This window comes from Nocardioides luti (genome assembly GCF_014212315.1).
Classification (GTDB): Bacteria; Actinomycetota; Actinomycetes; order Propionibacteriales; family Nocardioidaceae; genus Nocardioides; species Nocardioides luti.
In genome coordinates, this window is the sequence record NZ_JACKXE010000001.1 from 556,262 (window position 1) to 579,964 (window position 23,703).

The following is a 23,703-nucleotide window of genomic DNA, read 5'->3' on the forward strand; positions in this document are numbered from 1 at the left end:
ACATGCGTCGCTGCTTCATCACGGGATGCAGACGGGGTCGCACTTCCCACGGCCAATTCGCCGTGGGAAGTGCAGCTTGACCTGCATCCCGTGATGAAACGTCCGGGCCCAGGTCCAGGGCCGGCGCGCCAGGGCTCAGCCCTGCGCCAGCTCCGCGACGTGCTGCCACTTCTCCCAGCCCGCCATGCGGGACTCGTAGTCGGCCTTGGCGATGCCGATCGGCGCGACGCCGAAGAAGACGCGCAGCGGCGGCTCGTCGGCGTCGACGACCTCGAGCACGGCCAGCGCCGAGGACTGCGGGTCCCCCGCGCCGGCGGCGCCGGCGCGCGCCTTGCGCATCTCGGCGACCTTGTCGCGCATCTCGTCGTACGCCGGGTGCGGCTCGGACCGGACGGCCGACGCGCCCGACCAGTCGGTCGAGAAGCCGCCGGGCTCGATCAGCGTGACCTTGATGCCGAAGTCGGCCACCTCCGCGGCCAGCGACTGGCTGAAGCCCTCCAGCGCCCACTTCGACGCGTGGTAGGCGCCGAGCAGCGGGAAGGCCGAGATGCCGCCGATCGACGACACCTGCAGGATGTGGCCGGAGCCCTGCTCGCGCAGGAACGGCAGCGCGGCCTGGGTGACCCACATGGCCCCGAAGACGTTGGTCTCCAGCTGGTCGCGGAACTCCTGCTCGGTGAGCTCCTCGACGAAGCCGAAGTGGCCGTAGCCCGCGTTGTTGACGACGACGTCGAGGCGACCGAAGTGCTCGTGCGCCTGCGCGACGGCCGCGAAGTCCGCGTCCCGATCGGTCACGTCGAGCTGGATCGGGAGGATCGCGTCGCCGTACCGCTCGACGAGGTCGTCGAGCGTCGAGGTGTCGCGGGCGGTGGCCGCGACCCTGTCGCCGCGCTCGAGGGCGGCGACGGCCCACTCGCGGCCGAAGCCGCGGGAGCTGCCGGTGATGAACCAGGTCTTCTCAGTCATGGTCCCGACGCTAGGACCTCGAGTGCACTCCAGGACAAGCCGGGTCGGGCTAGGATCCCCTGCTTGTGTCCGCTCTCCCTGCTCCCCCGCTCCTGGGGAGCGTGAGGCGCACGACGCGGACCTACGCCCGTCTGCTGCTCGCGGGGATCCGCCGCCAGTCGACCTACCGGCTCGCGGCGTTCGGCGGCCTGGTCGCCAACACGACCTTCGGCCTGCTCAAGGTCGCGATCCTCTTCGCCACCGTCCGCGCGGCGGGCGGGGAGCTCAACGGTTACGACATCGGCTCGATCAGCGCCTACATCTGGATCTCGCAGGGAATGCTCGGCTCGGTCAACCTCAACGGCCGCACCGACATCGCCGACCGGATCAAGGACGGCTCGATCGTCGTCGACTTCCTGCGGCCGCTCGACGTGCAGGCGGCCAGCATCACCTCCGAGGTGGGCCAGGCGCTCTTCGCGCTGCTCCCCCGCGGCCTGCCGTCGGTCGCGATCGGCGCACTCGTGGTGGGCATGGACGTCACCTCGTCCCCGCTGGGCCTGGTCGCGGGGGCGCTGAGCCTCCTGCTCGCGCTGGTCGTCAGCGCCACGACCGTCTACCTGGTCGCCGCGGCCGGCTTCTGGCTGGTCGAGACCCGCGGCCTGCAGATCCTCTACATGGTCGTCTCCGGCTTCCTGGCCGGCCTGTTCGTCCCGATCGACCTGTTCCCGACCTGGCTGCGGGTCCTCGCCGAGGTGACGCCGTTCCCGTCGATGATGATGTACCCCGTCGACGTGATCTCCGGGCGCAGCACGGGCCTCGACGCGCTCGGCCTGATCGGGCTCCAGGTCTTCTGGCTCGCCGCCATGGCCCTCGTGGGGCACCTGATGACCCGCGCCGGCCGGCACCGCCTGGAGGTGCAGGGTGGCTGACCTGCAGACCGCGCTGCGCCCCTACCGCGCCGTGCTCGGCTCCCGGGTGCGCTCGCAGCGCAGCTACCGCGCCAACTTCGCCGTCGACCTGCTGAGCTCCTTCCTCGTCGGGCTCGTGGAGCTCGCCGAGGTCTGGGTGCTCTTCCACAACGTCCCGCGGATCGGCGGCCTGGACTTCGCGGCCATCCTGGTCGTCTTCGGCCTGGCCGACGTCGCCTTCTCCGTGGCCGACCTGGCCTTCGGGCACTGCGACAACCTGCCGACGTACCTCCGCGCGGGCACCCTCGACGTCTTCTACCTCCGCCCCCAGCCGCTGCTGCTCCAGCTGATCACCAGCGACATCTCGCTGCGCCGCCTCGCGCGGGCGGTCGTCGGGCTGGTCGCGCTCGTCGCGGGGCTGGTCGTGGCGGACCTCGACTGGTCGGTGTCGGCGGTCGCGCTGCTCGTCGTCGCGGTGGTCAGCGCCACGGCGACCTTCGCGGCGATGTTCGTCTGGGCGGGAGGCGCGCAGTTCTTCCTCGTCGACGGGGCCGAGGCCACCAACGCGTTCGTGTACGGCGGGCGGTACGCCGCCACGCAGCCGGCGAGCGTCTGGAACAGGCCGCTCAAGGTGCTGTTCGGTTTTTTCTTCCCCATGGCCTTCACGGCGTACCTGCCGGCGATCACCCTGCTCGGGCTGCCCGGTCCCGAGTGGATGCCCGGGTGGCTGGGCTGGTGCGCGCCGCTGGCGGCGCTGTGGACCTGGACGATGGCCCTGCTCGCCTGGCGGCTGGGCGTGCGGCACTACCGAGGAGGCGGCGGATGAGCGAGCCCGTGATCGTGATGGAGGGGCTGGGGCGCGACTTCAAGGTCCGCGACGGCCTCACGCGCCGGACGGTGACGGCCGTCGGCGCCCTCGACGCGCGCATCGACGCCGGCGAGGCGGTCGGCTACATCGGCGCGAACGGCGCCGGGAAGTCCACGACCATCAAGATGCTCACCGGCATCCTGGTGCCCACCCGCGGATCGGCGACCACGTGCGGCCTGCGGCCGGTGCCCGACCGGCGCCGGCTGGCCCGCGAGGTCGGCGTCGTCTTCGGGCAGCGGTCCCAGCTGTGGTGGGACCTGCCGGTGCGCGAGTCCTTCCGGATCCTGGCAGCGATCCACGGCCTCGGGGCCACGCAGGAGACCGAGCGCACCGACGAGCTGGTCGAGCGCCTGGAGCTCGAGGAGTTCCTCGGCACCCCGGTGCGCCAGCTCTCGCTGGGCCAGCGGATGCGCGCCGAGGTGGCCGCCGCCCTCCTGCACTCCCCCCGCCTGGTCATCCTCGACGAGCCGACGATCGGCCTCGACGTCCTCTCCAAGCAGCGGCTCCGCGAGTTCCTCGTCGCCGAGCGCCGCACCCACGGCACCACCCTGGTGCTCACCACGCACGACATGGGCGACGTCGAGCGGCTCTGCGACCGGGTGCTGCTGGTGGACCGCGGCTCGCTGGTCTGGGACGGCACCCTGACCGGGCTCTCCCGCACCGTCGGCGCACGCCGGGTGCTCGTCGTAGACCTGGTGGAGTCGACCCCCGACCTGCTCGGCATCCCCGACACCGAGCACCTCGGCAGCGAGGGCGGCGGGCTGCGCCAGCGCCTCGCCTTCGACGCCGAGCACACCACCGCGGCCAAGGTCCTCGCGGCGGTCTCCGAGCGCGTCGAGGTGCTCGACCTCGCGGTCGAGGAGCCCGACGTCGAGGACGTCGTACGCCGGGTCTACGCCAGCCGGCGCTGAGCAGCACCGTCCCGACCCTCGATGGGCCGCGACGCTCAGCTGGCTCGCCGGCTCAGAAGCCCAGCAGCTTGCCGAACGCCGAGTAGAAGGTGTCGAACACCCTGGCGATCGGATTGCTGGGCCCCTCCGTACTGGACTTCTGCCAGAACAGCGGATGAGAGCCGGCGAACTCGTCGTCGACGAGCGGAGTCCTGCCCCACAGGTACGGCCAGAACACCTCGGTCCGGTTGACTCCCACGATCAGGCGCGAGTCGAAACCCATCACCAGGTGCTGGTCCATCCTCGTGGACCTGCCCTGGGGATTCGTCGCGACGACGTCACCAGTGCCCTGCACGATCAGGCTGCCGGTGCCTCCGAACATGATGTAGCGCACCTGCCACGTCGCGAGGGACTGGATGCCCCATCGCCACCGCGTCGTCAGGTCGGGAGTGCCGATGACGCCGACCACGTGCTTGGGGCGCATCACCAGCCCCGGGTGGTCCTGGAAGTCGATCCGCATGAGGTACGAGTCGGGGTCGTCGGGTGTCGCCAAGGTCGCCGAGGTGTGGTTCCCGTCGCCCGTGATCCGGCTCAGGCCGTAGAGCCCGGCCGCGAAGCTGACGAAGGGCGACGACCAGTTGTAGAGGAGCCGGCTGCGTACCTTCCCCTGAACCGGGCGAACGTGCTCGGACCGCGCGGACAGCACCTCGCCGGCGCCCAGCTGGACCACCAAGGTCCGCTCCGCGACCGCGGCATGGAGGCTGGCCTCCTCGTGCTGCGAACCAGCCGCCAGGTGGATGGGCTTGTGCGCCCGGGTCACCAGCGGCATCAGCACGAAGTAGCTGAGGATCCGCAGCAGTCCCGGCGTGACGACGAGGAGCAGGGCCGTCCACAGCAACCACCTCCACGACCGTGCCCAGAGGTCGACGACCCGTCCCGCCCAGGAGCCCTGCGCTTCCTGCAGGCTCTCCTCCTCGGCGCGTGTCTGGGCCAGCTCCGACTCCTTGTTGTCGATCTCCCTCTTGGCCGGCGCCAGCCCGCTGTCCTCACGCACCTGTTCGAGCTTCTGACCATCGGTGAGCGTCGGGTCCGCAAGGACGGCGGCATCGGTCTCGGCCTCGGAGAGGGTGCGTTCGAAGGTGGCCAGCGCTTCTTCCGCCGCCTCGAGTGCCTGCTGCGCGTCCTCGCACGGGTTCGGGCCGATCGGAGACACCTGCTCGGGCAGCTTCTCCAGGCGGCTGCAGATCTCGTCCCGACGCCCCTGGACCACGGACTCCTGGTCCGCGACCTTCTGGCGCCCTGCATCGATCTCGGCGTCGATCGCTCTCGTGAGGGACTCGGTGGCCGTCCGCTGGGACTCCGCGTACGTGTCCTCGAGCTCCGCGAGATCAGCCTCCAGCTGCGCACGTTCCCGCGTGACGTCGGTGAGACGATCGCGATCCGCCTCGGCCGTCTGCAGGACCGGGATCAGGGCGGACATCAGCAGGAGCCCGAGGAACAACGAGAAGACGACCGCCGCGACCAGGCCGACCTTCCTCAGGAGGAAGCCGAGAACAGCCGAGACCAGACGCACTCGCGCCACTGTAGTTGCGCGTCAGCGTGTGCCGGCGCCGACTCTCGTCAGCAGCGCGACGCACTCGACGTGGTGCGTCATCGGGAAGAGGTCGAAGGCCCGCAGCCGCTCCAGCGTGTAGCCGTGCTCGGCGAAGATGCCGACGTCGCGGGCCAGCGCGGCCGGGTCGCAGGCGACGTACGCCACCGCCCGGGGCGCGCGGTCCACGATCTGCTCGACGACCTGGCGCCGGGCACCCTCGCGGGGCGGGTCCAGCACGACCAGGTCGAAGGGCTCGTCGTACGACGATGCGAGGACGTCCGCGACGGCGCCGCACTCGATCTTGGTGCGCGGGAAGTCGGCGAGGTTGGTGCGGGCGTGGCCGGTGGCGAGCCGGTCGCCCTCGATGGCGACGACGCGACCCTGCTGGCCGACGGCCTCCGCCAGGAAGCGGGCGAAGAGCCCGACACCGGAGTAGAGGTCCATGACCTTCTCGCCGGCCTGCGGCTGGAGGAAGGCGAGCACGGTCTCGACGAGCACCCGGGGCGCGCCGGGGTGCACCTGCCAGAAGCCGTCGGCTTCGACGGCGAAGCCGTGGCTGCCGTCGAGCCGCGTCGTGACCCGCTCGTGCACGACCGAGGTCGCCGTGGCGGCGGTCCGGTCGAGGGTGGAGCCCGGCGGGTGGACCTCGCGGGCGTCGTGGCGGGCGATCAGGCAGTCGTCGACCGGGACGGCCTCGCGGGAGCGGTGCTTGCGCATCGCCCGCTGGCCGCGCGGGCCCTGGGCGTACTGCACCCGGGTGCGCCAGCGCAGCCCGTCCTCGTCGCCGGCGACCTGCTCGACGGCGACCGGGACGTCGATCTTCGCCAGCCGGGCGAGCTGCTCGCGGACCACGGCGGCCTTGAGGTCGCGCTGGCGCTGGAGGCTGACGTGCTGGAAGTCGCAGCCGCCGCAGAGGTCCGGTCCGGCGTGCGGGCACGGCGGCTCGACACGGTCGGGCGAGGCCTCGAGCACCTCGACCGCGTCACCGCGCCAGAAGCGGTCGCCCTCGGTGCCCTCGGTGATCTCGACGACCACGCGCTCACCGGGGATCGCGTGCCGGACGAAGACGACGCGGGCCTCGGGCTCGGGGAGCCGGACGATGCAGTGGCCGCCGTGCGCGACCGGGCCGACGACGGCCTCGAAGCGCTCGCCGACCTTCGAGGCGCCCTTGGCCTTGCGGGCGCGGACGTGCCGGCTCACCGGTCCACCTGGCGCCGCGGCGGCGTCGCCTGCTCGCTGACCTGGCCGCGGCGCAGGTCGCCGGGACGCACCCGGGTGAGCTCGCGCTCCTCGCGCTCGCGGGCGATCTGCGAGGACCGCAGCTGGTACGGCACCGACGTGACCATGACGCCGGGGGCGAACAGCAGCCGGCCCTTGAGCCGCAGCGCGGTCTGGTTGTGCAGCAGCTGCTCCCACCAGCGGCCGACGACGTACTCCGGGATGTAGACCGCGACGACGCCGCGGGGGTTCGCCTTCTTGATCTCGAGCGTGTAGTCGACGATCGGCTTGATCAGCTCGCGGTACGGCGAGTGCAGCACCTTCAGCGGCACCCCGAGGTTGCGCTCGTCCCACTCCTCCAGGAGCCGGTTGGTCGCCGGGCCGTCGGTGGAGACGTAGACGCCCTCGAGCACGTTGGGGCGGGTCGCCTTCGCGAACGCCAGCGCCCGCAGCGTCGGCTTGTGCAGCTTCGACACCAGCACGATCGCGTGCACCCGCGTCGGCATGACCTTGTCCTCCTCGTCGGCGGCGAGCTCGACGGCGACCTGGTCGTAGTGCGTGCGGATCCCCCGCATGATCATGAAGAAGACGATCATCGCGAGGATCGTGATCCAGGCGCCGGCGAGGAACTTGGTGATCAGCACGATCACGAGCACGACGCCGGTGAAGGTCAGGCCGATCGAGTTGATCACCCGCGAGCGGAACATCCGCCGGCGCTCGGCGGGGTCCTGCTCGGTCCGCAGGTGGCGCGTCCAGTGCCGGATCATCCCCAGCTGGCTGAGGTTGAAGGACACGAACACGCCCACGACGTACAGCTGGATCAGCCGCGTCGGCTCGGCGTTGAACACCTGGATCAGGATGATCGCCATCACGGCGAGGAAGACGATGCCGTTGCTGTAGGCGAGGCGGTCGCCGCGCGAGGCCAGGGCGCGCGGGGCGTAGCCGTCCTTGGCGAGGATCGAGCCGAGCACCGGGAAGCCGTTGAAGGCCGTGTTGGCGGCCAGCACCAGCAGGATGCCGGTGACGGTGACGACGAGGTAGAAGCCGGGCGAGAAGTCGTGGAAGACGGCGCGGGCGATCTGCGCGATCACCGGGTGCTGGTCGTAGTTGGCCGGCACCCCCTGGCCGTTCTGCTTGAGCCGGTCCAGGTCGGACGGGTCGACGAAGCGCAGCCCCATCTGCTTGGCCAGGATCGTGACGCTCAGCATCATCGTGATCGCGATCGCGCCGAGCAGGAGCAGCGTGGTGGCGGCGTTCTTGCTCTTCGGGCGCTTGAAGGCCGGCACGCCGTTCGAGATCGCCTCGACGCCGGTCAGGGCCGCACAGCCGGACGAGAAGGCCCGCGCGAGGAGGAACATCAGCGCGAAGCTGGTCATCGAGTCGTCGTAGCTCGGGTCCGGCGTGATCGTGAGCACCGCGCTCTCGACCTGCGGCAGGTCGCCGATCGCGAGCTGGGCGAAGCCGTAGGCGCACATGCCGAGGATCGAGACCATGAAGAGGTACGTCGGGATCGCGAAGTACGACCCGGACTCGCGGATGCCGCGCAGGTTCAGCGCCATCAGGAACAGCACCATCGCCGTCGCGAACAGCGCCTCGTGCCCGTCGAGCGCGTCGATCGCGCCGGCGGCATACTGCGCCCCCGAGGACACCGACACGGCCACGGTCAGGACATAGTCGGCGAGCAGCGCGCTCGCCACGGTCGTGCCCGCCTTGGACCCGAGGTTGACCGTGGCGACCTCGTAGTCGCCACCGCCGCTGGGGTAGGCGCGCACCACCTGGCGGTACGACGCGACCACGGCCGCCATCACCAGGGCGACGGCGATGCCGATCTTCCAGGACCAGACGTACGCCGAGGCGCCGGCCAGCGACAGCATGATGAAGATCTCGTCGGGCGCGTAGGCGACCGAGGAGAGCGCGTCGCTGGCGAAGACCGGGAGCGCGATCCGCTTGGGCAGCAGCGTCTCACCGAGCTGGGAGCTGCGCAGCTTGCGCCCCAGGAGGATCCTTTTGGATACGTCGCCGACTCCCACGAGCGGCAAGGCTAGACCACGAACGCCCTGCGGTACCGTCTGCGTCGTGCACGTCGTCATCATGGGCTGCGGCCGCGTCGGTTCCACGCTCGCCCGGAGCCTCGAGGACCGCAACCACACCGTCTCGATCATCGACAGCGAGCCCGACGCGTTCCGACGCCTCGGGCCGGGCTTCAACGGGGACAAGGTCACCGGCTACGGCTTCGACCAGGAGGTCCTCGAGAAGGCCGGCATCCGTCGCGCCGACGCCTTCGCGGCGGTCTCGAGCGGCGACAACTCGAACATCATCGCTGCCCGCGTGGCGCGCGAGACGTTCGGCATCCAGCAGGTCGTGGCCCGGATCTACGACCCCGGTCGCGCCGAGGTCTACCAGCGTCTCGGCATCACCACGGTCGCCACGGTCAAGTGGACGGCCGACCAGGTCCTGCGCCGGATCCTCCCGGCCGGGGCCGAGCCCGACTTCCGCGACCCCTCCGGCACCATCCGCGTCGACCAGGTGCCGGTCACCGAGGCCTGGATCGGCCACCGCACGGTGGACTTCCAGATGCAGTCGAAGAGCCGGATCGCCTGGATCGACCGGCTCGGCGAGGGCATGCTGCCCACGAAGGACAGCGTGATCCAGGAGGGCGACCTCCTGCACCTGGTGATGCGCGAGGAGAACGCTGCGCACGCCTACTCGATCTTCGACCACGGCCCCGAGGACAACTGATGCGCGTAGCCATCGCCGGTGCCGGCGCCGTCGGGCGGTCCATCGCCCGCGAGCTGATCACCAACGGCCACGAGGTCCTGCTGATCGACAAGTCCCCCGCCTCGATCAAGCCCGAGCGGGTCCCGGACGCCGAGTGGCTGCTGGCCGACTCCTGCGAGATGTCCTCGCTGGAGGAGGCACGTCTGGACCAGTGCGACGTCGTGATCGCCGCCACCGGCGACGACAAGGCCAACCTGGTCACCTCGCTGCTGGCCAAGACGGAGTTCGGGGTCCCCCGCACCGTCGGCCGGGTCAACCACCCGAACAACGAGTGGCTCTTCACCGAGGCCTGGGGCGTCGACGTCAACGTCTCGACCCCGCGGATCATGTCCGCGCTGGTCGAGGAGGCGGTCACGGTCGGCGACCTGGTGCGCCTGTTCACCTTCCGCCAGGGCAACGCCAACCTCGTCGAGATGACGCTGCCGCAGGACTCGCCGTACGTCGGCAAGCCGATGGGGCTGATCCCCTTCCCGGAGAACTGCGCCCTCGTGACGATCCTGCGCGACGGCCAGGTCTACGTCCCCGACGTCGAGCAGCCGGTCGAGGCCGGCGACGAGCTGCTGTTCGTCGTGCCCGCCGACGTCGAGGACCAGCTCGAGCGGCTGCTCGCGCCCGGCACCCACGGCGGCTGACCGGGCCCTGCTGAGCCGGGGTCAGGCCGGCTCGGGCTCCTGCACGGGCGTGTGGTTGCGCGACAGGATCCACGCCATGCCGGCGAGCGCGGCGAGCTGCAGCGGCCAGCCGAGCACGATCTTGAGGATGCCCAGCGCCGCCACGGCGGTGTCCGCGTCGAGGGCGCCGGACGAGCCGGCGAACCACAGCGGCGCCTGGACGACGACGCGGAGCAGGCAGGGCAGCACCAGCAGCCAGGTCAGGGTCGTGCAGAGCTTCACCACGGCCTTGTCGCGGTGCCACGCGGTCGGGTCGCCGGTGACGCTGCCGACCATGAAGCCCACCAGCGGCCAGCGCACGAGGCAGGTGGTCGCGAGCACGGCGGTGTACGCCGTGTTGTAGATGATGCCGGGCAGGAAGTACGCCAGCGCCTGGTCGTCGGCGCTGCCGCCGTTGCGCGCCGACATGTTCACGAAGAACCAGCCGATGCCGATCCCGACCAGCGCGTTGACGACGAACTGGACCGAGGAGCGCTGCACCAACCGGACGACCAGCAGCACCAGCGCGGCGCCGACGCTGACGGCGACCGCGAGCCTGAGCTCGCGGGTGGTCAGCCACATCAGCGTGAAGAGGAGGGTGGGGACGGCCGCCTCGACCATGCCGCGCTTGCCGCCGAGGGCCTTGGCGAGCTGGCCGCGCACGACCGACTCGACGGTCTCGACCGTCGCGGGGGCCGCGGCGGGCGTGGTGTCCTGCTCGCTCACGGGATCAGCTCGTAGCGGGGGTTGTAGATGATCCGGACGCCGTCGTGCTCACCGATCCGGCCCTGGATCTCCATCGCGCGGCCCGGGGCGATGCCGGCGATCCGGCGCCGGCCCAGCCAGACCACGGTGATCACGCCGGAGCCGTCGAAGAGCTCGGCCTCGAGGGCCGGCACGCCGCCGCGCGGGCGCAGCGTGACGGTGCGCAGCGTGCCGCGCAGCCGGACGCGCTCCCGGTCGGGGGCGTCCGCGATGGTGTCCAGCCCCGACTCGGCGTACGTCGCCCGCAGGTCACGGGCGTGCTGGTCGGTGGAGTTCGCCCACTTGCTGATGCTGCGCCGCAGGCGGCTCTTCTCGTGGGGCATGCGCCCGATCCTACGGGGGCGTCTGACTACAGGGCGCCGGGCTCGACCTTGCGGGCCGAGTCGGGCAGCCGGATCGGCAGCACGTCGCCGACGGGCATCGCGCCGTCGCCGCGACGGACCGCGATCGTGGCGATCGCGTCCTCCCAGGCGCCGGACGTCTCCGCCTCGAGGGCGGGCCGACCGAGCAGGGTCGCGCGCAGCATCCAGCGTGGGCCGTTGATCCCGATCACGCGGGAGGGCTGCATCGCCGCGGTGCCGTCCGGGCGACGGGTGGGGAGCTGGCAGAGCAGCTCGGTGCCCCAGCGGCCCTCGCGCTCGGTGGCGGTGCCGCCGCGCTGCGCCATCTCCCCGGCGATCTGGGGGCGGACGTCGCTCCACAGGTCGCCGTTGCGCGGGGCCGCGAAGGCCCGGATGTCGAGGGCGCCGTCGGGGCCGGCCAGCAGCACGGACTCGACCGCGCCGGTGCTCTCGTCGACCTGGATGCGCAGCTCGCGCTGGCCGTCGGGCAGCAGGAGGAGGGAGCCGAGGTCCACGCGCTCGCCGTCGCCGGCGGGCAGGTCGTCGACGTCGAAGGGGCCTGTCACCGGAGCGGCCTCGGACTCGGCCGCGGCGAGGTCGCCCTCGGACGCCTCCGTGGCGTCGGGCTCGGTGGACTTGCGGCGGAACTTCACGAACGACTCCTCGATCCGGGCTCGGTCAGGACCGACCGAAGCCTCCGGTAGAACCGTAACCCCCGTCACCCCGCACCGAGTCGGGGAGTTCCCCGACCTCGATGAACGCCGCCCGCTCGAAGCGCTGGATCACCAGCTGGGCGATCCGGTCGCCGCGCCGGAGCTCGATCGGCTCGGCCGGGTCGTGGTTGATCAGCATCACCTTGATCTCGCCGCGGTAGCCCGCGTCCACCGTGCCCGGGGTGTTCACGATCGAGAGCCCGTGGCGCGCGGCCAGCCCCGAGCGCGGGTGCACCAGCGCGACGTACCCCTCGGGCAGCGCGAGCGCGATCCCGGTCGGCACCATCGCCCGCTCCCCCGGCGCCAGCGTCACGTCGACGGTGGTGAGCAGGTCGGCGCCGGCGTCGCCGGGATGGGCGTACGCCGGCAGCGGGAGGTCCGGGTCGAGGCGGACGACGTGCACCGGGAGCTCGGGCTGGCGGGGAGGCTGGCTGTCGGGCTGGCTGTCGTGCTGGGAGGTCACGGCCCGGACGCTACCGCCCCACCCCGGCCACCGGCCGCGGCCGGTCGAGACCCTACGATTCACCCGTGGACCACGACGAGCGCCTGGGTGTGCCCCTGCGCTGGTGGGTGCAGGGCACGATGCTGGTCGCCAGCCTCTGGCTGGCGGTGATCGTGGCCGTTCCCGGGCCGATCGCCTGGGTCGTCACCGCGATCGCCTTCGGCCTGCTGGCGCTGGCGTTCGTGTCCTACGGCTCCGCCCGGGTGAGCGTCGGCGACGGCGTCTTCCGCGCCGGTCGCGCCCACATCGAGACCCGCCACCTCGGCCCCGCGGTCGCCCTGGACGCCGAGGCGACCCGCCGGACCGCCGGCCAGGAGGCCGACGCCCGCGCCTACCTGCTGCTGCGGCCCTACCTCAAGCGCGCGGTCCGGGTGCCGATCACGGACCCGGCCGACCCCGCGCCGTACTGGCTGGTCAGCAGCCGCCGTCCGGACGAGCTGGCCCGGGCGCTCGCCGGCCCGCATGACAACTCCGCTGCTGGGTAAGGTCTGACCATGGCATCTGGTTCTAAGGTCTGGTCCGCGTTCTCCCTCGCAGCAGCCATCGGCGCTGCGACGGTGATGAAGAAGACGCTCAACACCTCGTGGAAGGCGGCGACGGGCAAGAACCCGCCGGCGAACCCGGCCGACCCGGACGTCGACATCTGGGAGGCCGTGATGTGGGCGACCGTCAGCGGCTCGCTGATCGGCATCGCCCGGATGCTCGCGACCCGCCGGGCCGCGCACTACTACGCCCGCTCGACCGGCCACCTGCCGCCCGACCTCCGCAAGGACGGCCAGGACGCCGACAAGGCGCCGGCCACCACCAGCTGACACCACGAGCGTCACCCCCACCGACACGACGAAGGGCCGCACCCCACGGGGTGCGGCCCTTCGCGCGTCCGGTGCGACGACGGATCAGTCGCAGTCCTTGCAGATCATCTTCTTCGCGTCCGCCAGCTGCGAGCGGTGGTGCACGAGGAAGCAGCTCATGCAGGTGAACTCGTCCTCCTGCTTGGGCTTGACCTCGACGGCCAGCTCCTCGTGCGACAGGTCCGCGCCGGGCAGCTCGAAGGCCTCGGCGGCCTCGGCCTCGTCCTCGTCGACCTTGCCGGAGTTCTTGTCATGACGGCGCGCCTTGAGCTCTTCGATGCTCTCCTCGGACTGCTCGTCCTCGTTCTTGCGCGGTGCGTCGTAGTCAGTCGCCATGCGTCACTTCACTCCCTGGAACCCTGAAGCCATTCCCTCTTGTCCGTATTTCTCCCCCGCCGTCGGCGCCAGATTGTGCACCATCCCCGAAGGGTCGTGCACGTGGGTTCGACGACGTGTCGCGTGAACAGCAGGTGACGGGCCGCTATTCCCGGGCGAGGGGTGCGTCGGAGCCCAGGAAGCCCGCCTCGCGCACGGCCTCGCGGAACTCGTCGAAGCCGTGTGCCGGAGCACACATCAGGAGGTGCTTCCCGCCGGCGCCGACGGTCAGCTCCGTGGTCGCGCCGGCGACCCGGGCGACCAGGGCACCGGCGGCGTGGTCCCAGAGGTTGACGCCCTCCTCGACGTAGGCGTCGAGGGAGCCCTCGGCCACGTGGCAGAGGTCGAGGGCGCACGATCCGAGGCGGCGGATGTCGCGCACCCGGGGCAGCAGGCTGACCATCGCACGGGCCTGGATCTCGCGCAGCCCGGCGTCGTAGTTGAAGCCGGTCCCGACCAGGCGCTGGCCCAGCGGGGCGGGGGCGCGTACGACGATGGCGTCGCCGTCCCGCGTGGCGGTGCCGGCGCCCGGATCCCGCGCGTCGGCGTCCAGCCACGCGACGTACTCCGTGCCGGTCGCGGCGTTCAGGACCACGCCCGCGACGACGGTGCCGTCGACCTCGGCGGCGATGGAGACGGCGTACTGCGGCAGGCCGTAGAGGAAGTTCACGGTGCCGTCGATCGGGTCGACGATCCAGCGGACCCCGGTGCTGCCCGCGACGTCGTCGCCCTCCTCGCCGAGGAACGCGTCGTCGGGGCGCTGCTCGCCGATCAGCCGACGGATCAGCTCCTCGCTGGCCCGGTCGGCCTCGGTGACGACGTCGACCTCGCTCGACTTGGTGGCGGCGACGGTGACGCCGTGGGCGGCGGGGCCGCGGACCAGCTCGGCGGCCCGGCGGGCCACGTCGAGCGCGATCCGGGCGAGCTCGACGCTCACTGTCCGCAGAGCGCGGGGCGCTCGCCCCGCGGGTTGGCGCAGCAGCCGACCGGGCAGCGGTCCCACATCGGTGGGACCGAGCCGACCGCGGCGCGCTCGGGCTCCTCGCCACGCTCCACGGCGGCCCGCTCGAGCAGCAGGTCGCGGACCGTCGCCACGAAGCGCGGGTCGATGCCGGCCGTCGCGGCGCGGGACGCCGGCAGGCCGAGCTTCTCGGCGGTCGCGAGCGCCTCGGTGTCGAGGTCGTAGATCACCTCCATGTGGTCGGAGACGAAGCCGACCGGCACGATCACGACCGCGCTCGCGCCGTCGTCGTGCAGCTGCTGCAGGTGGTCGTTGACGTCGGGCTCCAGCCACGGCACGTGCGGCGGGCCCGACCGGGAGCAGAAGACCAGCTCGTGGCGGTGCCGGCGACCGGTCTCCTCGCGCACCCGGTCGACCACCTCGGCGGCGACGCTGCGGTGCTGCGCGACGTACGCCCCACCCTCGGGGCCGCTGCCGTCGTTCATCGCCTCGGGGATGGAGTGGGTGACGAAGGCGATCTGTGCGCCGTCACGCGCGTCGTCGGGCAGCTCGGCGAGCGCGGCCAGGGTGGCGTCGACGACGGACTCCACGAAGCCGGGGTGGTTGAAGTAGTGGCGCAGCTTGTCCAGCTGCGGTGCGTCCTCGACGGCCGCGACGGCGTCGGCGAGGTTCTCGCGGTACTGCCGGCACGAGGAGTACGACGAGTAGGCGCTCGTCACGAAGCAGGCGGCGCGGGTGATCCCGTCGGCGGCCATCTGCGCGAGCGTGTCCGCGAGGAACGGGTCCCAGTTGCGGTTGCCCCAGTAGATCGGCAGGTCGATGCCGGCCGCGTCGAGGTCGTCGCGCACCGCGGCGATGAACTCGCGGTTCTGGTCATTGATCGGCGACCGGCCGCCGAAGAGGAAGTAGTGCTCCCCCACCTGCTCGAGCCGCTCGCGCGGGATGCCGCGCCCGCGGGTGACGTTCTCGAGGAAGGGCACCACGTCGTCGGGCTTCTCGGGGCCGCCGAAGGACACCAGCAGGAGGGCGTCGTACGGCGCGGTGTCGGAGGGCATGTCGACATCGTAGAGAGCGGTGCAGATTCGGCCGCGTCCGCGTCACGGTCCTACGCTCGCGTCGATGGTCACGTCCTACCGCCGGGTGCTCACGGAGCCCGGCACGCTGCGCTTCAGCGCGACCGGTCTGGTCGCCCGGCTGCCGATCTCGATGGTCGGGCTCGGCATCGTGCTGCTGGTGTCCGCGTCGACGGGTTCGTACGGCGTCGCCGGCGGCGTGTCCGCGGCCTACATGCTCGCCAACGCCGGGCTGGCGATCCTCCAGGGCCGGCTGGTCGACAACCTCGGGCAGGCCCGGGTGCTGGCGACCGCCGCGGGCGTCTTCGGCGTCGCGATGGCCCTCCTGGTGCTGTCCGTCGAGGCGGACTGGCCGATCCTGGCGTCGTACCTCCTCGCAGCCGTGGCCGGGGGCGCGCTTCCCCAGATCGGCTCGTGCGTGCGCGCCCGCTGGTCGCACGCACTGAGCGACCCGGGCGACGTGCAGACGGCGTACGCCATCGAGGCTGTCGCCGACGAGGCCGTCTTCATGCTCGGCCCGATCATCGTCACGGTCCTCGCGACCGCCTGGGACCCGGTCGCCGGCATCGTCGTCGCGGTCGTCGCCTGCGTGCTCGGCACCTTCGCCTTCTGCGCGCAGCGCTCGACCGAGCCGCCGGCGCACCCGCACCATCGCTCGGCCGGCCGACGGGCCCCGATGCCCTGGGCGACGGTCGTGCCGCTCGCCGTCGTCTCCGCCGCGCTCGGCACCCTCTTCGGGGCGGCCGAGGTCGCCACGGTCGCGTTCTCCGGCGAGCAGGGCGCCACGACGTACGCCGGCCCGCTGCTCGCCCTGTGGGCGCTCGGCAGCCTGGTGGCCGGTGCGCTCACCGGCGCCGTCACGTGGCGCCGCGGCCCGGCGATCCGGGTCCGCTGGGGCGCCTTCGCGATGTTCGCCGCCATGGTGCCGCTGCACTTCGTGGACTCGGTCTGGCTGATGGGCGTGGTGCTGCTGGTCGGCGGGCTCGCGATCGCGCCGACCCTGATCGGGACGCTGTCGCTCACCGAGCAGACGGTGCCCGCGGGGCGGCTCACCGAGGGCATGGCGATCATGCAGACCGGCCTGGTCGCGGGCGTGGCCCCGGGCGCGACCCTGGCCGGCATCGTCATCGACGCGCAGGGCGCGTCGGCGGCGTACCTCGTCTGCGTCGCCGCCGGCCTCGTCGCCGCTCTCGCCGCGCAGGCGCTCCCCCGCCACTAGGCTCGACACGTGGACGGACGCGTGGACGAGTGGCGCAACTGGGCGGGCCTCGAGGCGACCCGCCCGACCCGGGTGGAGCAGCCGACCAGCACGGCCGCAGTCGTGGCCGCGGTGGAGCGGGCCCGGGCCGAGCGGACCACGCTGAAGATGGTCGGCACCGGCCACAGCTTCACCGGCATCTCCGCGCCCGAGCACACGATGCTGCGGCCGGGCGGGCTCGCCGGGATCGTTGCCGTCGACCGCGACGCGATGACGGTCACGGCGCTCGCCGGCACCCGCCTGCGCGACCTCAACACCGGCCTCGAGGGGCTCGGCCTGAGCCTGCACAACATGGGCGACATCGACGAGCAGACCCTCGCCGGCGCGATCTCGACCGGCACCCACGGCACCGGCGGCGTCGCGGCCGGGCTGGCCGCCCAGGTCGCCGGGTTCGAGCTGGTCACGGGCACCGGCGAGGTGCTCCGCGCGACGGCGTCCGAGAACCCGGACGTGCTCGACCTGGCCCGGGTCGGCCTCGGCGCGCTCGGCGTCCTCACCTCGATCACGTTCCGCGTCGAGCCGCTCTTCGTGCTCGAGGCGACCGAGACCCCGATGTCCTGGGACGAGGCACTGGACGGGTTCGACGAGCGGGTCGCGCAGCACCACCACGTCGACACCTACTGGTTCCCCCACACCGGCCGGATGCTCACCAAGACCAACGACCGCCTCGACATCGGGCTCGACGAGGCCGAGCCGCTGTCCCGGGTCCGTGCGTGGTGGGACGACGAGTTCCTCAGCAACACGGTCTTCGGCGCGGCGAACCGCGTCACCAACCGCTTCCCCGCCTCGATCCCCCGCTTCAACCAGGTCAGCAGCCGCCTGCTCGGCGCCCGGACCTACAGCGACGTGGCCCACCGCGTCTTCACCTCGCCGCGCGGCGTCGTCTTCCGGGAGATGGAGTACGCCCTCCCGCGCGAGGCCGGCCTGACCGCGCTGCGCGAGGCCCGGCGCGCCTTCGACGCCTCTGGGCTGCGCATCACCTTCCCCGTCGAGATCCGCACCGCCCCCGCGGACGACGTCGCGCTGTCGACCTCCGGCGGCCGCGACTCCTTCTACCTCGCCTTCCACACGCACCACCGCTCCGACTGGGCCGAGCACACGGCGTACCTCTCCCTCATGGAGGCCGTCATGCGCGACCACGACGGCCGCCCGCACTGGGGCAAGCTGCACACGATGACCGCGGACGACCTCGCCCCGGCCTACCCCCGCTTCGCCGACTTCCTCGCCCTGCGCGACCGCCTCGACCCCGACCGGGTCTTCGCGAACGCCTACCTGCGGAGGGTGCTCGGCGACTGACCGGGCCGGCGACCGAACCTTTCCGGGACCTCGGCACGTCTGGGCAGGTGACACGGGCCGACCGGGCCCGGCAGGCTCCGACAGGGAGGATGCGGATGGGCACTCGGGAACGTGACCGTGCGGAGTTCGGGGAGTTCGTGGTCGCCCGCTCCGCGGCCCTCCACCGCGCGGCGTACCTCATGGTCGGCGACGTCGCGCTGGCCCAGGACCTCGTGCAGGAGGCCCTCACCAAGACGTACGTCGCGTGGCCACGGCTCCGCGACAAGGCCAACGCCGAGGCGTACACGCGCAAGGCGATCACGACGACCGCGATCTCGTGGTTCCGCCGCAAGGGCTGGAACAACGAGAAGGCCACCGGCGCCCTGCCCGAGGCCGGCGCCCGTCGCCACGACGACCACGCCGACGGGGTGGCCCAGAGCGCCTGGCTGTGGGAGTGCCTGCTCCGGCTGCCCGTCCGGCAACGCGCGGCCGTGGTGCTGCGCTACTACGAGGACCTCACCGAGGCGCAGACCGCCGAGGCCATGGGGTGCGCCGTCGGCACCGTCAAGAGCCAGGTGTCCGCGGCCCTCGTCAAGCTCCGCGAGCAGCTCGGGGACGACCCCGACCTGCTCCCCCTTCAGGACCTGGTGGTGAACCGATGACCGAGAAGCTCAAGACCCTCCTCCACGAACGCGCCGAGCACGTCGACTTCGCGACGCCCGACGTGGACGCCCTGACCCGGGCCGGCGACCGGACGATCCGCCGTCGCCGCGGCATCGTGGGCCTGGCCTCCCTGGCCTCCGTCGCGATCGTCGGCGCGCTCGTCGCGACGGCGTTCACGGGCAGCAGCACGCCCGACGGCGCCCCGACGGCCGACGACCCGGCCGGCACCGACCGCAGCCTCAGCTGGTCGGTCGGTGCCTTCATCCACGACGGCGGCGCGACCGTCGACACCGGCCACGAGATCAACGCCTACGTCGAGACCAGCGTCGGCTACGTGATCGCCGACCCCGACGGCACCGTGTGGTCGGTCCGCGACGGCCAGGTCACCGAGATCGGCCGGGTCGACACGAAGTACCCCCGACTCGTCGCCGACCCCACGTCCCCGTGGGTCGCCTGGGTCGACGCCTCGAACCAGGGCAGTCCCTCGTTCTTCGCCTTCGACCAGGAGAGCCTCGAGAGCCAGTCCTTCGGCAGCGGCACCAGCACGTCGGGCGGCACGCTGGCCGACGAGAAGGACCCGACGTACGCCTACGCCCTGGACGGGACGACCCTCTACCTCCGGGACACGCGCGGAGCGGTCGCCCTCGACCTGGCGAGCGGCACGGAGAAGGTCGTCGACCCGACGGCACGCAACGGCTTCGACGTCGTCACCGTGCACGACGGCCTGATCGCGTCGCGCACCGACACCGGCACCCGGATCGGGCGGACCACGAAGGACGGCTACGTCTTGGACCAGGCGTACGGCAGCACCGGCTCCTTCTCGCCCGACGGGTCGTACTACACCTCGGACGCGGACGAGCCGTCCGTCTGGGACCTGTCCACGAAGCAGAAGCTCCCGGTGCCCGGACTCGACGGCTACTACTTCGCGACCGGGTACGCCTGGCTCGACGACGACACCCTCGCCGTCATCGCCGCGAAGAAGGAGACCGCGCCGGCCGAGCTGCTGACCTGTGAGATCCCCGCCGGGACGTGCACGTCCGAGGTCGAGCTCAGCACCTTCGAGCACATCGACTTCCGGCTGCCCTCGGGCGAGGGCATCGAGTAGCCGAATCCGTCCGGCCCCGCCAGTGCCGCTCAGACGCTGGCGGGCCCGGTCGGCATCGGCGCCTGCCAGTGCCGCCAGATCGCGACCAGGCGCCAGGTCGTGCAGAGCCCGGCACCGGCGACGGCGACGACGAGCACCGGCAGGTCGAGGCGCGCGCCGCCGACGGCGACGAAGGCCCCGGCCAGCGCCGGGATCGCGTAGAGCTCGCCCCGGAAGATCGCCGGCACCCGCGAGGCCAGCACGTCTCGGACCATGCCGCCGCCGATCCCGGTGACCATCCCCATCAGGGCGGCCGGGACCGGGCCGAGGCCGTAGGCCAGGCCCTTGAGCGCCCCGGTCACGCAGAACAGCCCGAGCCCGAAGGCGTCGAAGACCGTGACGGTCCGCTCCATCCGGCCCAGTGCCGGGTGGAAGTAGAAGGTGAGCAGCCCGGCCGCGACCGGGACCAGCAGGTAGCGCCAGTCCGCCAGCGCGGCCGGCGGCGTCGCGCCGATCAGCACGTCGCGCAGGAAGCCGCCGCCCAGACCGGTCGTCCCGGCGAGCACCAGCACCCCGAAGACGTCGAGGTCCTTGCGCACCGCGACCAGGGCTCCCGAGATGGCGAAGACGAAGATCCCGACCAGGTCGGCGACGACCAGGGTGACGGAGGGCTCGGGGGTCGGCACCCGCCGAGGTTACCGAGCCGGAGCCCCCGGCGCCGATCCGGCGCAAGTGCGCCCAGCCACGCCGCGTCACCAGTCGGTGCGCTCCCGCTCGCTGGCGTAGGCTCGCCCCACCGAAGAGACAGTTGAAGTTGGCAGGAGCAGAAGCACCCATGGCGCACCTCACGCTCGCCGGAGTGAGCGACGACGGGAAGCGCCTGCTCCTGGTGGACGAGGCAGGGGCCGAGTTCACCGTCGACATCGACCCGCGACTTCGGACCGCCCTGCGCGGGGACGCCCGCCGATTGGAGAACCAGATGGACAGCGCACTCCGTCCTCGCGACATCCAGGCCCGGATCCGGGCCGGGGAGACGCCCGAGGCCGTGGCCGAGGCAGCGCAGACGAGCGTCGACCGGATCATGGCGTTCGCCGCCCCGGTCCTGGCCGAGCGCCAGCACGTCGCCGACCGCGCCCAGCGCTCGTCCGTACGCCGTCGCGCCGGTGACGGCGCCGGTGGCGCCCGCACCCTCGGGGACGCGGTCACCGCGCACCTGCGCTCGCTGAACGTCGACCCCGACAGCGTCGAGTGGGACGCCTGGCGTCGCGAGGACGGCCGCTGGGCGCTGACCGGCGACTTCGCCGCCACCAAGCGCAGCGGCTCGGGCCACTTCACCTACGACGCCCCCGGCAACTACGTCACCGCGGACAACGACGACGCCCGCTGGCTGCTGGGCGAGGCGACGGCCGAGCCCCAGGACGCGACCGCACCCGGCGGCGAGGCCGCCGCCGACGAGCCGCGCGACGACCTGCGCAGCGCCCGCCAGCGCCGCCTCACCTCCGCGGTCGACGAGGAGCTCCCGCTCGGCGACGACGCGATCGAGATGGTCACCGGGGACGCCGCTCCCGCGGCCCCCGCACCGGCCGTCGACGACCTGGGCGGCGACCAGCCGCTCGAGGCGTTCCTCGACGACCAGCCCCCGGCCGCGTCGGTGGCCGAGCCCGCCGCCGACGTCCGCGACGAGGCGGCCGACGCCGCCGCCCGCGACGACGAGCACGTCGACGGTCCCGCCGACGACGAGCCGCCGGCCCGCCGCCCGGTCAAGAAGCGTGGCGGCCGCGCCTCGGTCCCGAGCTGGGACGAGATCATGTTCGGCGGCGGCAAGAACGACTGACCGCGCCCGCCGGTTGCCCACCCGGCACCCGCGGTCCGTTGGTCGAGCTCCGCTGGCTGCCCACCCGGCACCCACGATCCGTTGGTCGAGTAGCGAGCGCAGCGAGCGTATCGAGACCCCTGCCCGTCGCCGTTACTTCCCGGTAGTCTCCCGCCATGTCGTACTTCGTGACCGGCGCCACGGGCTTCATCGGCCGTCATCTCGTCCAGGAGCTCATCGACCACCGCGACGGCGAGATCTTCGTGCTGGTCCGCAAGGGCTCGCTGCCCCGCATGGAGGCGCTCATCAAGCGCTGGGGCTCGGACCGGGTGATCCCCGTGACCGGGGACCTCTCCAAGCCCGGCCTCGGCGTCGCGAAGCGCTGGATCGCCGACCACAGCGGTTCGATCGACCACTTCTTCCACCTCGCCGCGATCTACGACATGACCGCGGACGACGAGACCAACGAGACGATGAACGTCGGCGGCACCCGGAACGCCGTCGCGCTGGCCGACTCGCTGCGCGCGGGCTGCTTCCACCAGGTCTCCTCCGTCGCGGCCGCGGGCGAGTACGCCGGCACCTTCGACGAGTCGATGTTCGCCGAGGGCCAGCACCTGCCCTCGCCGTACCACCGCACGAAGTACGAGTCCGAGCGCATCGTGCGCGAGGAGTGCACGGTGCCGTGGCGCGTGTACCGCCCCGCGATCGTGGTCGGCGACTCGCAGACCGGCGCCATGGACAAGGTCGACGGGCCGTACTACTTCTTCCCGCTGATGAAGCTGATGCGCGACAACCTCCCGGCCTGGCTGCCTCTGGTCGGGGTCGACCTCGGCGACACCAACGTCGTGCCCGTCGACTACGTCGCCAAGGCGATGGACCACCTCGCCCACCTGCCCGACCGCGACGGCGAGGCCTTCCACCTCGTCAACCCGGAGCCGCAGCCGGTCGTCGACATGATCAACGCCTTCTGCGCGGCCGCCGGCGCCCCGCAGTTCGCCACCCCGATCGACCGCCGCCTCTCGCAGTCGCTGCCGTTCTCACTGGTCCCGCGCGGCCTGCGGCCCTCCTCGATCGTCTCCGGGCTGGTCCGCAACGGCGCCGTGCAGTCCGTGCTCGACCAGGTCACCGGCCGGATCGGCGTGCCCGCCGAGGTGCTGGCCCACGTGAACTTCACCGCCGTCTTCGACTCCCGCCGCACCGAGAAGGCACTGGCCGGCTCCGGCCTCGGCGTGCCCGACCTCGAGAGCTACGCCCGCACGCTGTGGGGCTACTGGGAGGAGAACCTCGACGAGGCCACCGGCCGCGACACCGCCACCCGCGAGGCGCTCACCGGGAAGTACGTCGTCATCACCGGCGCCTCCTCCGGCATCGGCCAGGTCACCGCCCTCAAGGTCGCCCAGGCCGGCGGCATCCCCGTCCTGGTCGCGCGCGGCAAGGACAAGCTCGAGGACACCCGCCAGATCATCGAGCTGCGCGGCGGCACCGCCCACGTCTACCCGTGCGACCTCTCCGACCTCGAGGCCATCGACGCGCTCTGCGAGCAGATCGCGGCCGAGCTGCCGTCGGTCGACTACGTCATCAACAACGCCGGCCGCTCGATCCGCCGCTCGCTGAAGCTCAGCCACGACCGCTTCCACGACTTCGAGCGCACCATGCAGCTCAACTACTTCGGCGCGATCCGCCTCGTCATGGGGCTGCTGCCAAAGATGCGCGAGCAGCGTCGCGGCCACATCGTGAACATCAGCTCGATCGGCGTGCAGACCAACCCGCCGCGGTTCTCCGCGTACGTCGCGTCCAAGTCGGCCCTCGACTCGTGGAGCAACGTCGTGGCGTCCGAGCTGGTCGGCGACGGCATCACCTTCACCGGCATCCACATGCCGCTCGTGCGGACGCCGATGATCGCCCCCACCAAGATCTACGACAAGTTCCCCACCATCTCCCCCGCGCAGGCAGCCGACACCGTGATCCGTGCGATGGTCGAGCGCCCGCACGAGATCAACACCGCCTTGGGCAACGCCGGCGCGATCGCCCACACGATGGCGCCCAAGCTGACCTTCCGGCTGCTCAACATGGCCTACCACGTGTTCCCGGACTCGGCCGCGGCCAAGGGCGACGGCGGCACCCGCGAGTCCGAGCAGATCATGCTGGCGAAGGTCTTCAAGGGCATCCACTGGTGAG

The 23,703-nt window shown here is 72.1% G+C and carries 25 protein-coding genes; 13 read left to right on the top strand and 12 right to left on the bottom strand.

Annotated elements, in window-relative coordinates:
* Positions 1-135: 135 nt before the first annotated feature.
* Entirely contained in the window at positions 136-966 is an 831-nt protein-coding gene (locus H5V45_RS02600) for an SDR family oxidoreductase (protein ID WP_185251500.1), read from the bottom strand.
* A 101-nt stretch (positions 967-1,067) separates the two neighbouring features.
* Here H5V45_RS02600 and H5V45_RS02605 point away from each other — a divergent pair, with 101 nt between their 5' ends.
* The 3 genes from H5V45_RS02605 to H5V45_RS02615 are packed head-to-tail and all read left to right on the top strand — an operon-like array spanning position 1,068 to position 3,632.
* Positions 1,068-1,874 (top strand): ABC-2 family transporter protein, encoded by an 807-nt coding sequence (locus H5V45_RS02605; RefSeq protein WP_185251501.1) that lies wholly within the window; start codon positions 1,068-1,070, stop codon positions 1,872-1,874.
* The gene (locus tag H5V45_RS02610; RefSeq protein WP_185251502.1) at positions 1,867-2,679 is read left to right on the top strand and encodes an ABC-2 family transporter protein; all 813 of its coding nucleotides are present in this window, start codon (positions 1,867-1,869) and stop codon (positions 2,677-2,679) included. The genes H5V45_RS02605 and H5V45_RS02610 overlap by 8 nt, the downstream gene beginning before the upstream one ends.
* Entirely contained in the window at positions 2,676-3,632 is a 957-nt protein-coding gene (locus H5V45_RS02615; protein WP_185251503.1) for an ABC transporter ATP-binding protein, read from the top strand. The genes H5V45_RS02610 and H5V45_RS02615 overlap by 4 nt, the downstream gene beginning before the upstream one ends.
* Positions 3,633-3,684: 52 nt before the next feature.
* Here H5V45_RS02615 and H5V45_RS02620 read toward each other — a convergent pair whose 3' ends face one another.
* The 3 genes from H5V45_RS02620 to H5V45_RS02630 are packed head-to-tail and all read right to left on the bottom strand — an operon-like array spanning position 3,685 to position 8,453.
* Positions 3,685-5,184: an AAA family ATPase gene (locus H5V45_RS02620; RefSeq protein ID WP_185251504.1), complete on the bottom strand. Its 1,500-nt coding sequence runs from the start codon at positions 5,182-5,184 to the stop codon at positions 3,685-3,687.
* A 21-nt stretch (positions 5,185-5,205) separates the two neighbouring features.
* Positions 5,206-6,405 carry a methyltransferase gene (locus tag H5V45_RS02625; protein ID WP_185251505.1) on the bottom strand — a complete coding sequence of 400 codons (1,200 nt, stop codon included), beginning with the start codon at positions 6,403-6,405 and terminating at the stop codon, positions 5,206-5,208.
* Complete coding sequence (locus tag H5V45_RS02630) at positions 6,402-8,453, bottom strand: APC family permease (RefSeq protein ID WP_343061389.1); 2,052 nt, start codon at positions 8,451-8,453, stop codon at positions 6,402-6,404. The genes H5V45_RS02625 and H5V45_RS02630 overlap by 4 nt, the downstream gene beginning before the upstream one ends.
* A 46-nt stretch (positions 8,454-8,499) precedes the next feature.
* On the opposite strand from H5V45_RS02630, the gene H5V45_RS02635 reads away from it, so the two are divergent.
* Both H5V45_RS02635 and H5V45_RS02640 read left to right on the top strand, forming a co-directional pair.
* Entirely contained in the window at positions 8,500-9,162 is a 663-nt protein-coding gene (locus H5V45_RS02635) for an NAD-binding protein (RefSeq protein ID WP_185251507.1), read from the top strand.
* Positions 9,162-9,833, top strand: a complete 672-nt coding sequence (locus tag H5V45_RS02640) for a potassium channel family protein (RefSeq protein WP_185251508.1) — start codon at positions 9,162-9,164, stop codon at positions 9,831-9,833. The genes H5V45_RS02635 and H5V45_RS02640 overlap by 1 nt, the downstream gene beginning before the upstream one ends.
* 21 nt (positions 9,834-9,854) lie before the next feature.
* On the opposite strand, the gene H5V45_RS02645 is transcribed toward H5V45_RS02640, so the two are convergent.
* Genes H5V45_RS02645 through dut form a run of 4 tightly spaced genes read right to left on the bottom strand, consistent with a single transcriptional unit; the run spans position 9,855 to position 12,073 of the window.
* Positions 9,855-10,577, bottom strand: a complete 723-nt coding sequence (locus H5V45_RS02645) for a DUF3159 domain-containing protein (protein WP_185251509.1) — start codon at positions 10,575-10,577, stop codon at positions 9,855-9,857.
* Positions 10,574-10,939: an OB-fold nucleic acid binding domain-containing protein gene (locus tag H5V45_RS02650; protein ID WP_185251510.1), complete on the bottom strand. Its 366-nt coding sequence runs from the start codon at positions 10,937-10,939 to the stop codon at positions 10,574-10,576. Before H5V45_RS02650 ends, H5V45_RS02645 begins: the two co-directional genes overlap by 4 nt.
* A 26-nt stretch (positions 10,940-10,965) precedes the next feature.
* Entirely contained in the window at positions 10,966-11,610 is a 645-nt protein-coding gene (locus tag H5V45_RS02655) for a DUF3710 domain-containing protein (protein ID WP_185251511.1), read from the bottom strand.
* Positions 11,611-11,635: 25 nt separating this feature from the next.
* Positions 11,636-12,073 (bottom strand): dUTP diphosphatase, encoded by a 438-nt coding sequence (gene dut, locus H5V45_RS02660; protein ID WP_343061633.1) that lies wholly within the window; start codon positions 12,071-12,073, stop codon positions 11,636-11,638.
* A 125-nt stretch (positions 12,074-12,198) separates the two neighbouring features.
* Between dut and H5V45_RS02665 the strand changes: the two genes are divergently transcribed.
* Both H5V45_RS02665 and H5V45_RS02670 read left to right on the top strand, forming a co-directional pair.
* Positions 12,199-12,657, top strand: coding sequence for a DUF3093 family protein (locus H5V45_RS02665; RefSeq protein WP_185251513.1), 459 nt, complete (start codon positions 12,199-12,201; stop codon positions 12,655-12,657).
* Positions 12,658-12,666: 9 nt separating this feature from the next.
* Positions 12,667-12,984 (top strand): DUF4235 domain-containing protein, encoded by a 318-nt coding sequence (locus tag H5V45_RS02670; RefSeq protein WP_185251514.1) that lies wholly within the window; start codon positions 12,667-12,669, stop codon positions 12,982-12,984.
* An 84-nt stretch (positions 12,985-13,068) separates the two neighbouring features.
* On the opposite strand, the gene H5V45_RS02675 is transcribed toward H5V45_RS02670, so the two are convergent.
* From H5V45_RS02675 to H5V45_RS02685, 3 genes are all read right to left on the bottom strand, one after another.
* Complete coding sequence (locus H5V45_RS02675) at positions 13,069-13,359, bottom strand: DUF4193 domain-containing protein (protein ID WP_185251515.1); 291 nt, start codon at positions 13,357-13,359, stop codon at positions 13,069-13,071.
* A 145-nt stretch (positions 13,360-13,504) separates the two neighbouring features.
* Positions 13,505-14,335: an inositol monophosphatase family protein gene (locus H5V45_RS02680; protein ID WP_343061390.1), complete on the bottom strand. Its 831-nt coding sequence runs from the start codon at positions 14,333-14,335 to the stop codon at positions 13,505-13,507.
* Positions 14,332-15,414, bottom strand: a complete 1,083-nt coding sequence (locus tag H5V45_RS02685) for a ferrochelatase (RefSeq protein WP_185251516.1) — start codon at positions 15,412-15,414, stop codon at positions 14,332-14,334. Before H5V45_RS02685 ends, H5V45_RS02680 begins: the two co-directional genes overlap by 4 nt.
* A 64-nt stretch (positions 15,415-15,478) precedes the next feature.
* On the opposite strand from H5V45_RS02685, the gene H5V45_RS02690 reads away from it, so the two are divergent.
* The 4 genes from H5V45_RS02690 to H5V45_RS02705 all read left to right on the top strand — a co-directional run bounded on the left by H5V45_RS02690 (position 15,479) and on the right by H5V45_RS02705 (position 19,733).
* A complete protein-coding gene (locus H5V45_RS02690; RefSeq protein WP_185251517.1) occupies positions 15,479-16,651 on the top strand; it encodes an MFS transporter in 1,173 nt (390 codons plus the stop codon).
* A 9-nt stretch (positions 16,652-16,660) separates the two neighbouring features.
* Positions 16,661-17,986: a D-arabinono-1,4-lactone oxidase gene (locus H5V45_RS02695; protein WP_185251518.1), complete on the top strand. Its 1,326-nt coding sequence runs from the start codon at positions 16,661-16,663 to the stop codon at positions 17,984-17,986.
* A gap of 95 nt (positions 17,987-18,081) precedes the next feature.
* The gene (locus H5V45_RS02700) at positions 18,082-18,627 is read left to right on the top strand and encodes a SigE family RNA polymerase sigma factor (RefSeq protein ID WP_185251519.1); all 546 of its coding nucleotides are present in this window, start codon (positions 18,082-18,084) and stop codon (positions 18,625-18,627) included.
* Positions 18,624-19,733, top strand: a complete 1,110-nt coding sequence (locus H5V45_RS02705) for a hypothetical protein (RefSeq protein WP_185251520.1) — start codon at positions 18,624-18,626, stop codon at positions 19,731-19,733. The genes H5V45_RS02700 and H5V45_RS02705 overlap by 4 nt, the downstream gene beginning before the upstream one ends.
* A 29-nt stretch (positions 19,734-19,762) precedes the next feature.
* Here the strand turns inward: H5V45_RS02705 and H5V45_RS02710 are convergent, their stop codons facing one another.
* On the bottom strand, positions 19,763-20,398 hold the full coding sequence (locus tag H5V45_RS02710; RefSeq protein ID WP_185251521.1) for a TRIC cation channel family protein: 636 nt from the start codon (positions 20,396-20,398) through the stop codon (positions 19,763-19,765).
* 149 nt (positions 20,399-20,547) lie between these two features.
* Between H5V45_RS02710 and sepH the strand changes: the two genes are divergently transcribed.
* Positions 20,548-21,546, top strand: a complete 999-nt coding sequence (gene sepH / locus H5V45_RS02715; protein WP_185251522.1) for a septation protein SepH — start codon at positions 20,548-20,550, stop codon at positions 21,544-21,546.
* Positions 21,547-21,701: 155 nt separating this feature from the next.
* The gene (locus tag H5V45_RS02720; RefSeq protein WP_185251523.1) at positions 21,702-23,702 is read left to right on the top strand and encodes an SDR family oxidoreductase; all 2,001 of its coding nucleotides are present in this window, start codon (positions 21,702-21,704) and stop codon (positions 23,700-23,702) included.
* Position 23,703 lies beyond the last annotated feature (1 nt).

Excerpts from the sequence above, each read along its gene's own strand:
- H5V45_RS02600 (WP_185251500.1), bottom strand. The coding sequence starts at position 966 with ATGACTGAGAAGACCTGGTTCATCACCGGCAGCTCCCGCGGCTTCGGC.
- H5V45_RS02615 (WP_185251503.1), top strand. The coding sequence starts at position 2,676 with ATGAGCGAGCCCGTGATCGTGATGGAGGGGCTGGGGCGCGACTTCAAG.
- H5V45_RS02640 (WP_185251508.1), top strand. The coding sequence starts at position 9,162 with ATGCGCGTAGCCATCGCCGGTGCCGGCGCCGTCGGGCGGTCCATCGCC.
- H5V45_RS02650 (WP_185251510.1), bottom strand. The coding sequence starts at position 10,939 with ATGCCCCACGAGAAGAGCCGCCTGCGGCGCAGCATCAGCAAGTGGGCG.
- H5V45_RS02670 (WP_185251514.1), top strand. The coding sequence starts at position 12,667 with ATGGCATCTGGTTCTAAGGTCTGGTCCGCGTTCTCCCTCGCAGCAGCC.
- H5V45_RS02675 (WP_185251515.1), bottom strand. The coding sequence starts at position 13,359 with ATGGCGACTGACTACGACGCACCGCGCAAGAACGAGGACGAGCAGTCC.
- H5V45_RS02685 (WP_185251516.1), bottom strand. The coding sequence starts at position 15,414 with ATGCCCTCCGACACCGCGCCGTACGACGCCCTCCTGCTGGTGTCCTTC.
- H5V45_RS02690 (WP_185251517.1), top strand. The coding sequence starts at position 15,479 with ATGGTCACGTCCTACCGCCGGGTGCTCACGGAGCCCGGCACGCTGCGC.
- H5V45_RS02700 (WP_185251519.1), top strand. The coding sequence starts at position 18,082 with ATGGGCACTCGGGAACGTGACCGTGCGGAGTTCGGGGAGTTCGTGGTC.
- H5V45_RS02705 (WP_185251520.1), top strand. The coding sequence starts at position 18,624 with ATGACCGAGAAGCTCAAGACCCTCCTCCACGAACGCGCCGAGCACGTC.
- sepH (WP_185251522.1), top strand. The coding sequence starts at position 20,548 with ATGGCGCACCTCACGCTCGCCGGAGTGAGCGACGACGGGAAGCGCCTG.
- H5V45_RS02720 (WP_185251523.1), top strand. The coding sequence starts at position 21,702 with ATGTCGTACTTCGTGACCGGCGCCACGGGCTTCATCGGCCGTCATCTC.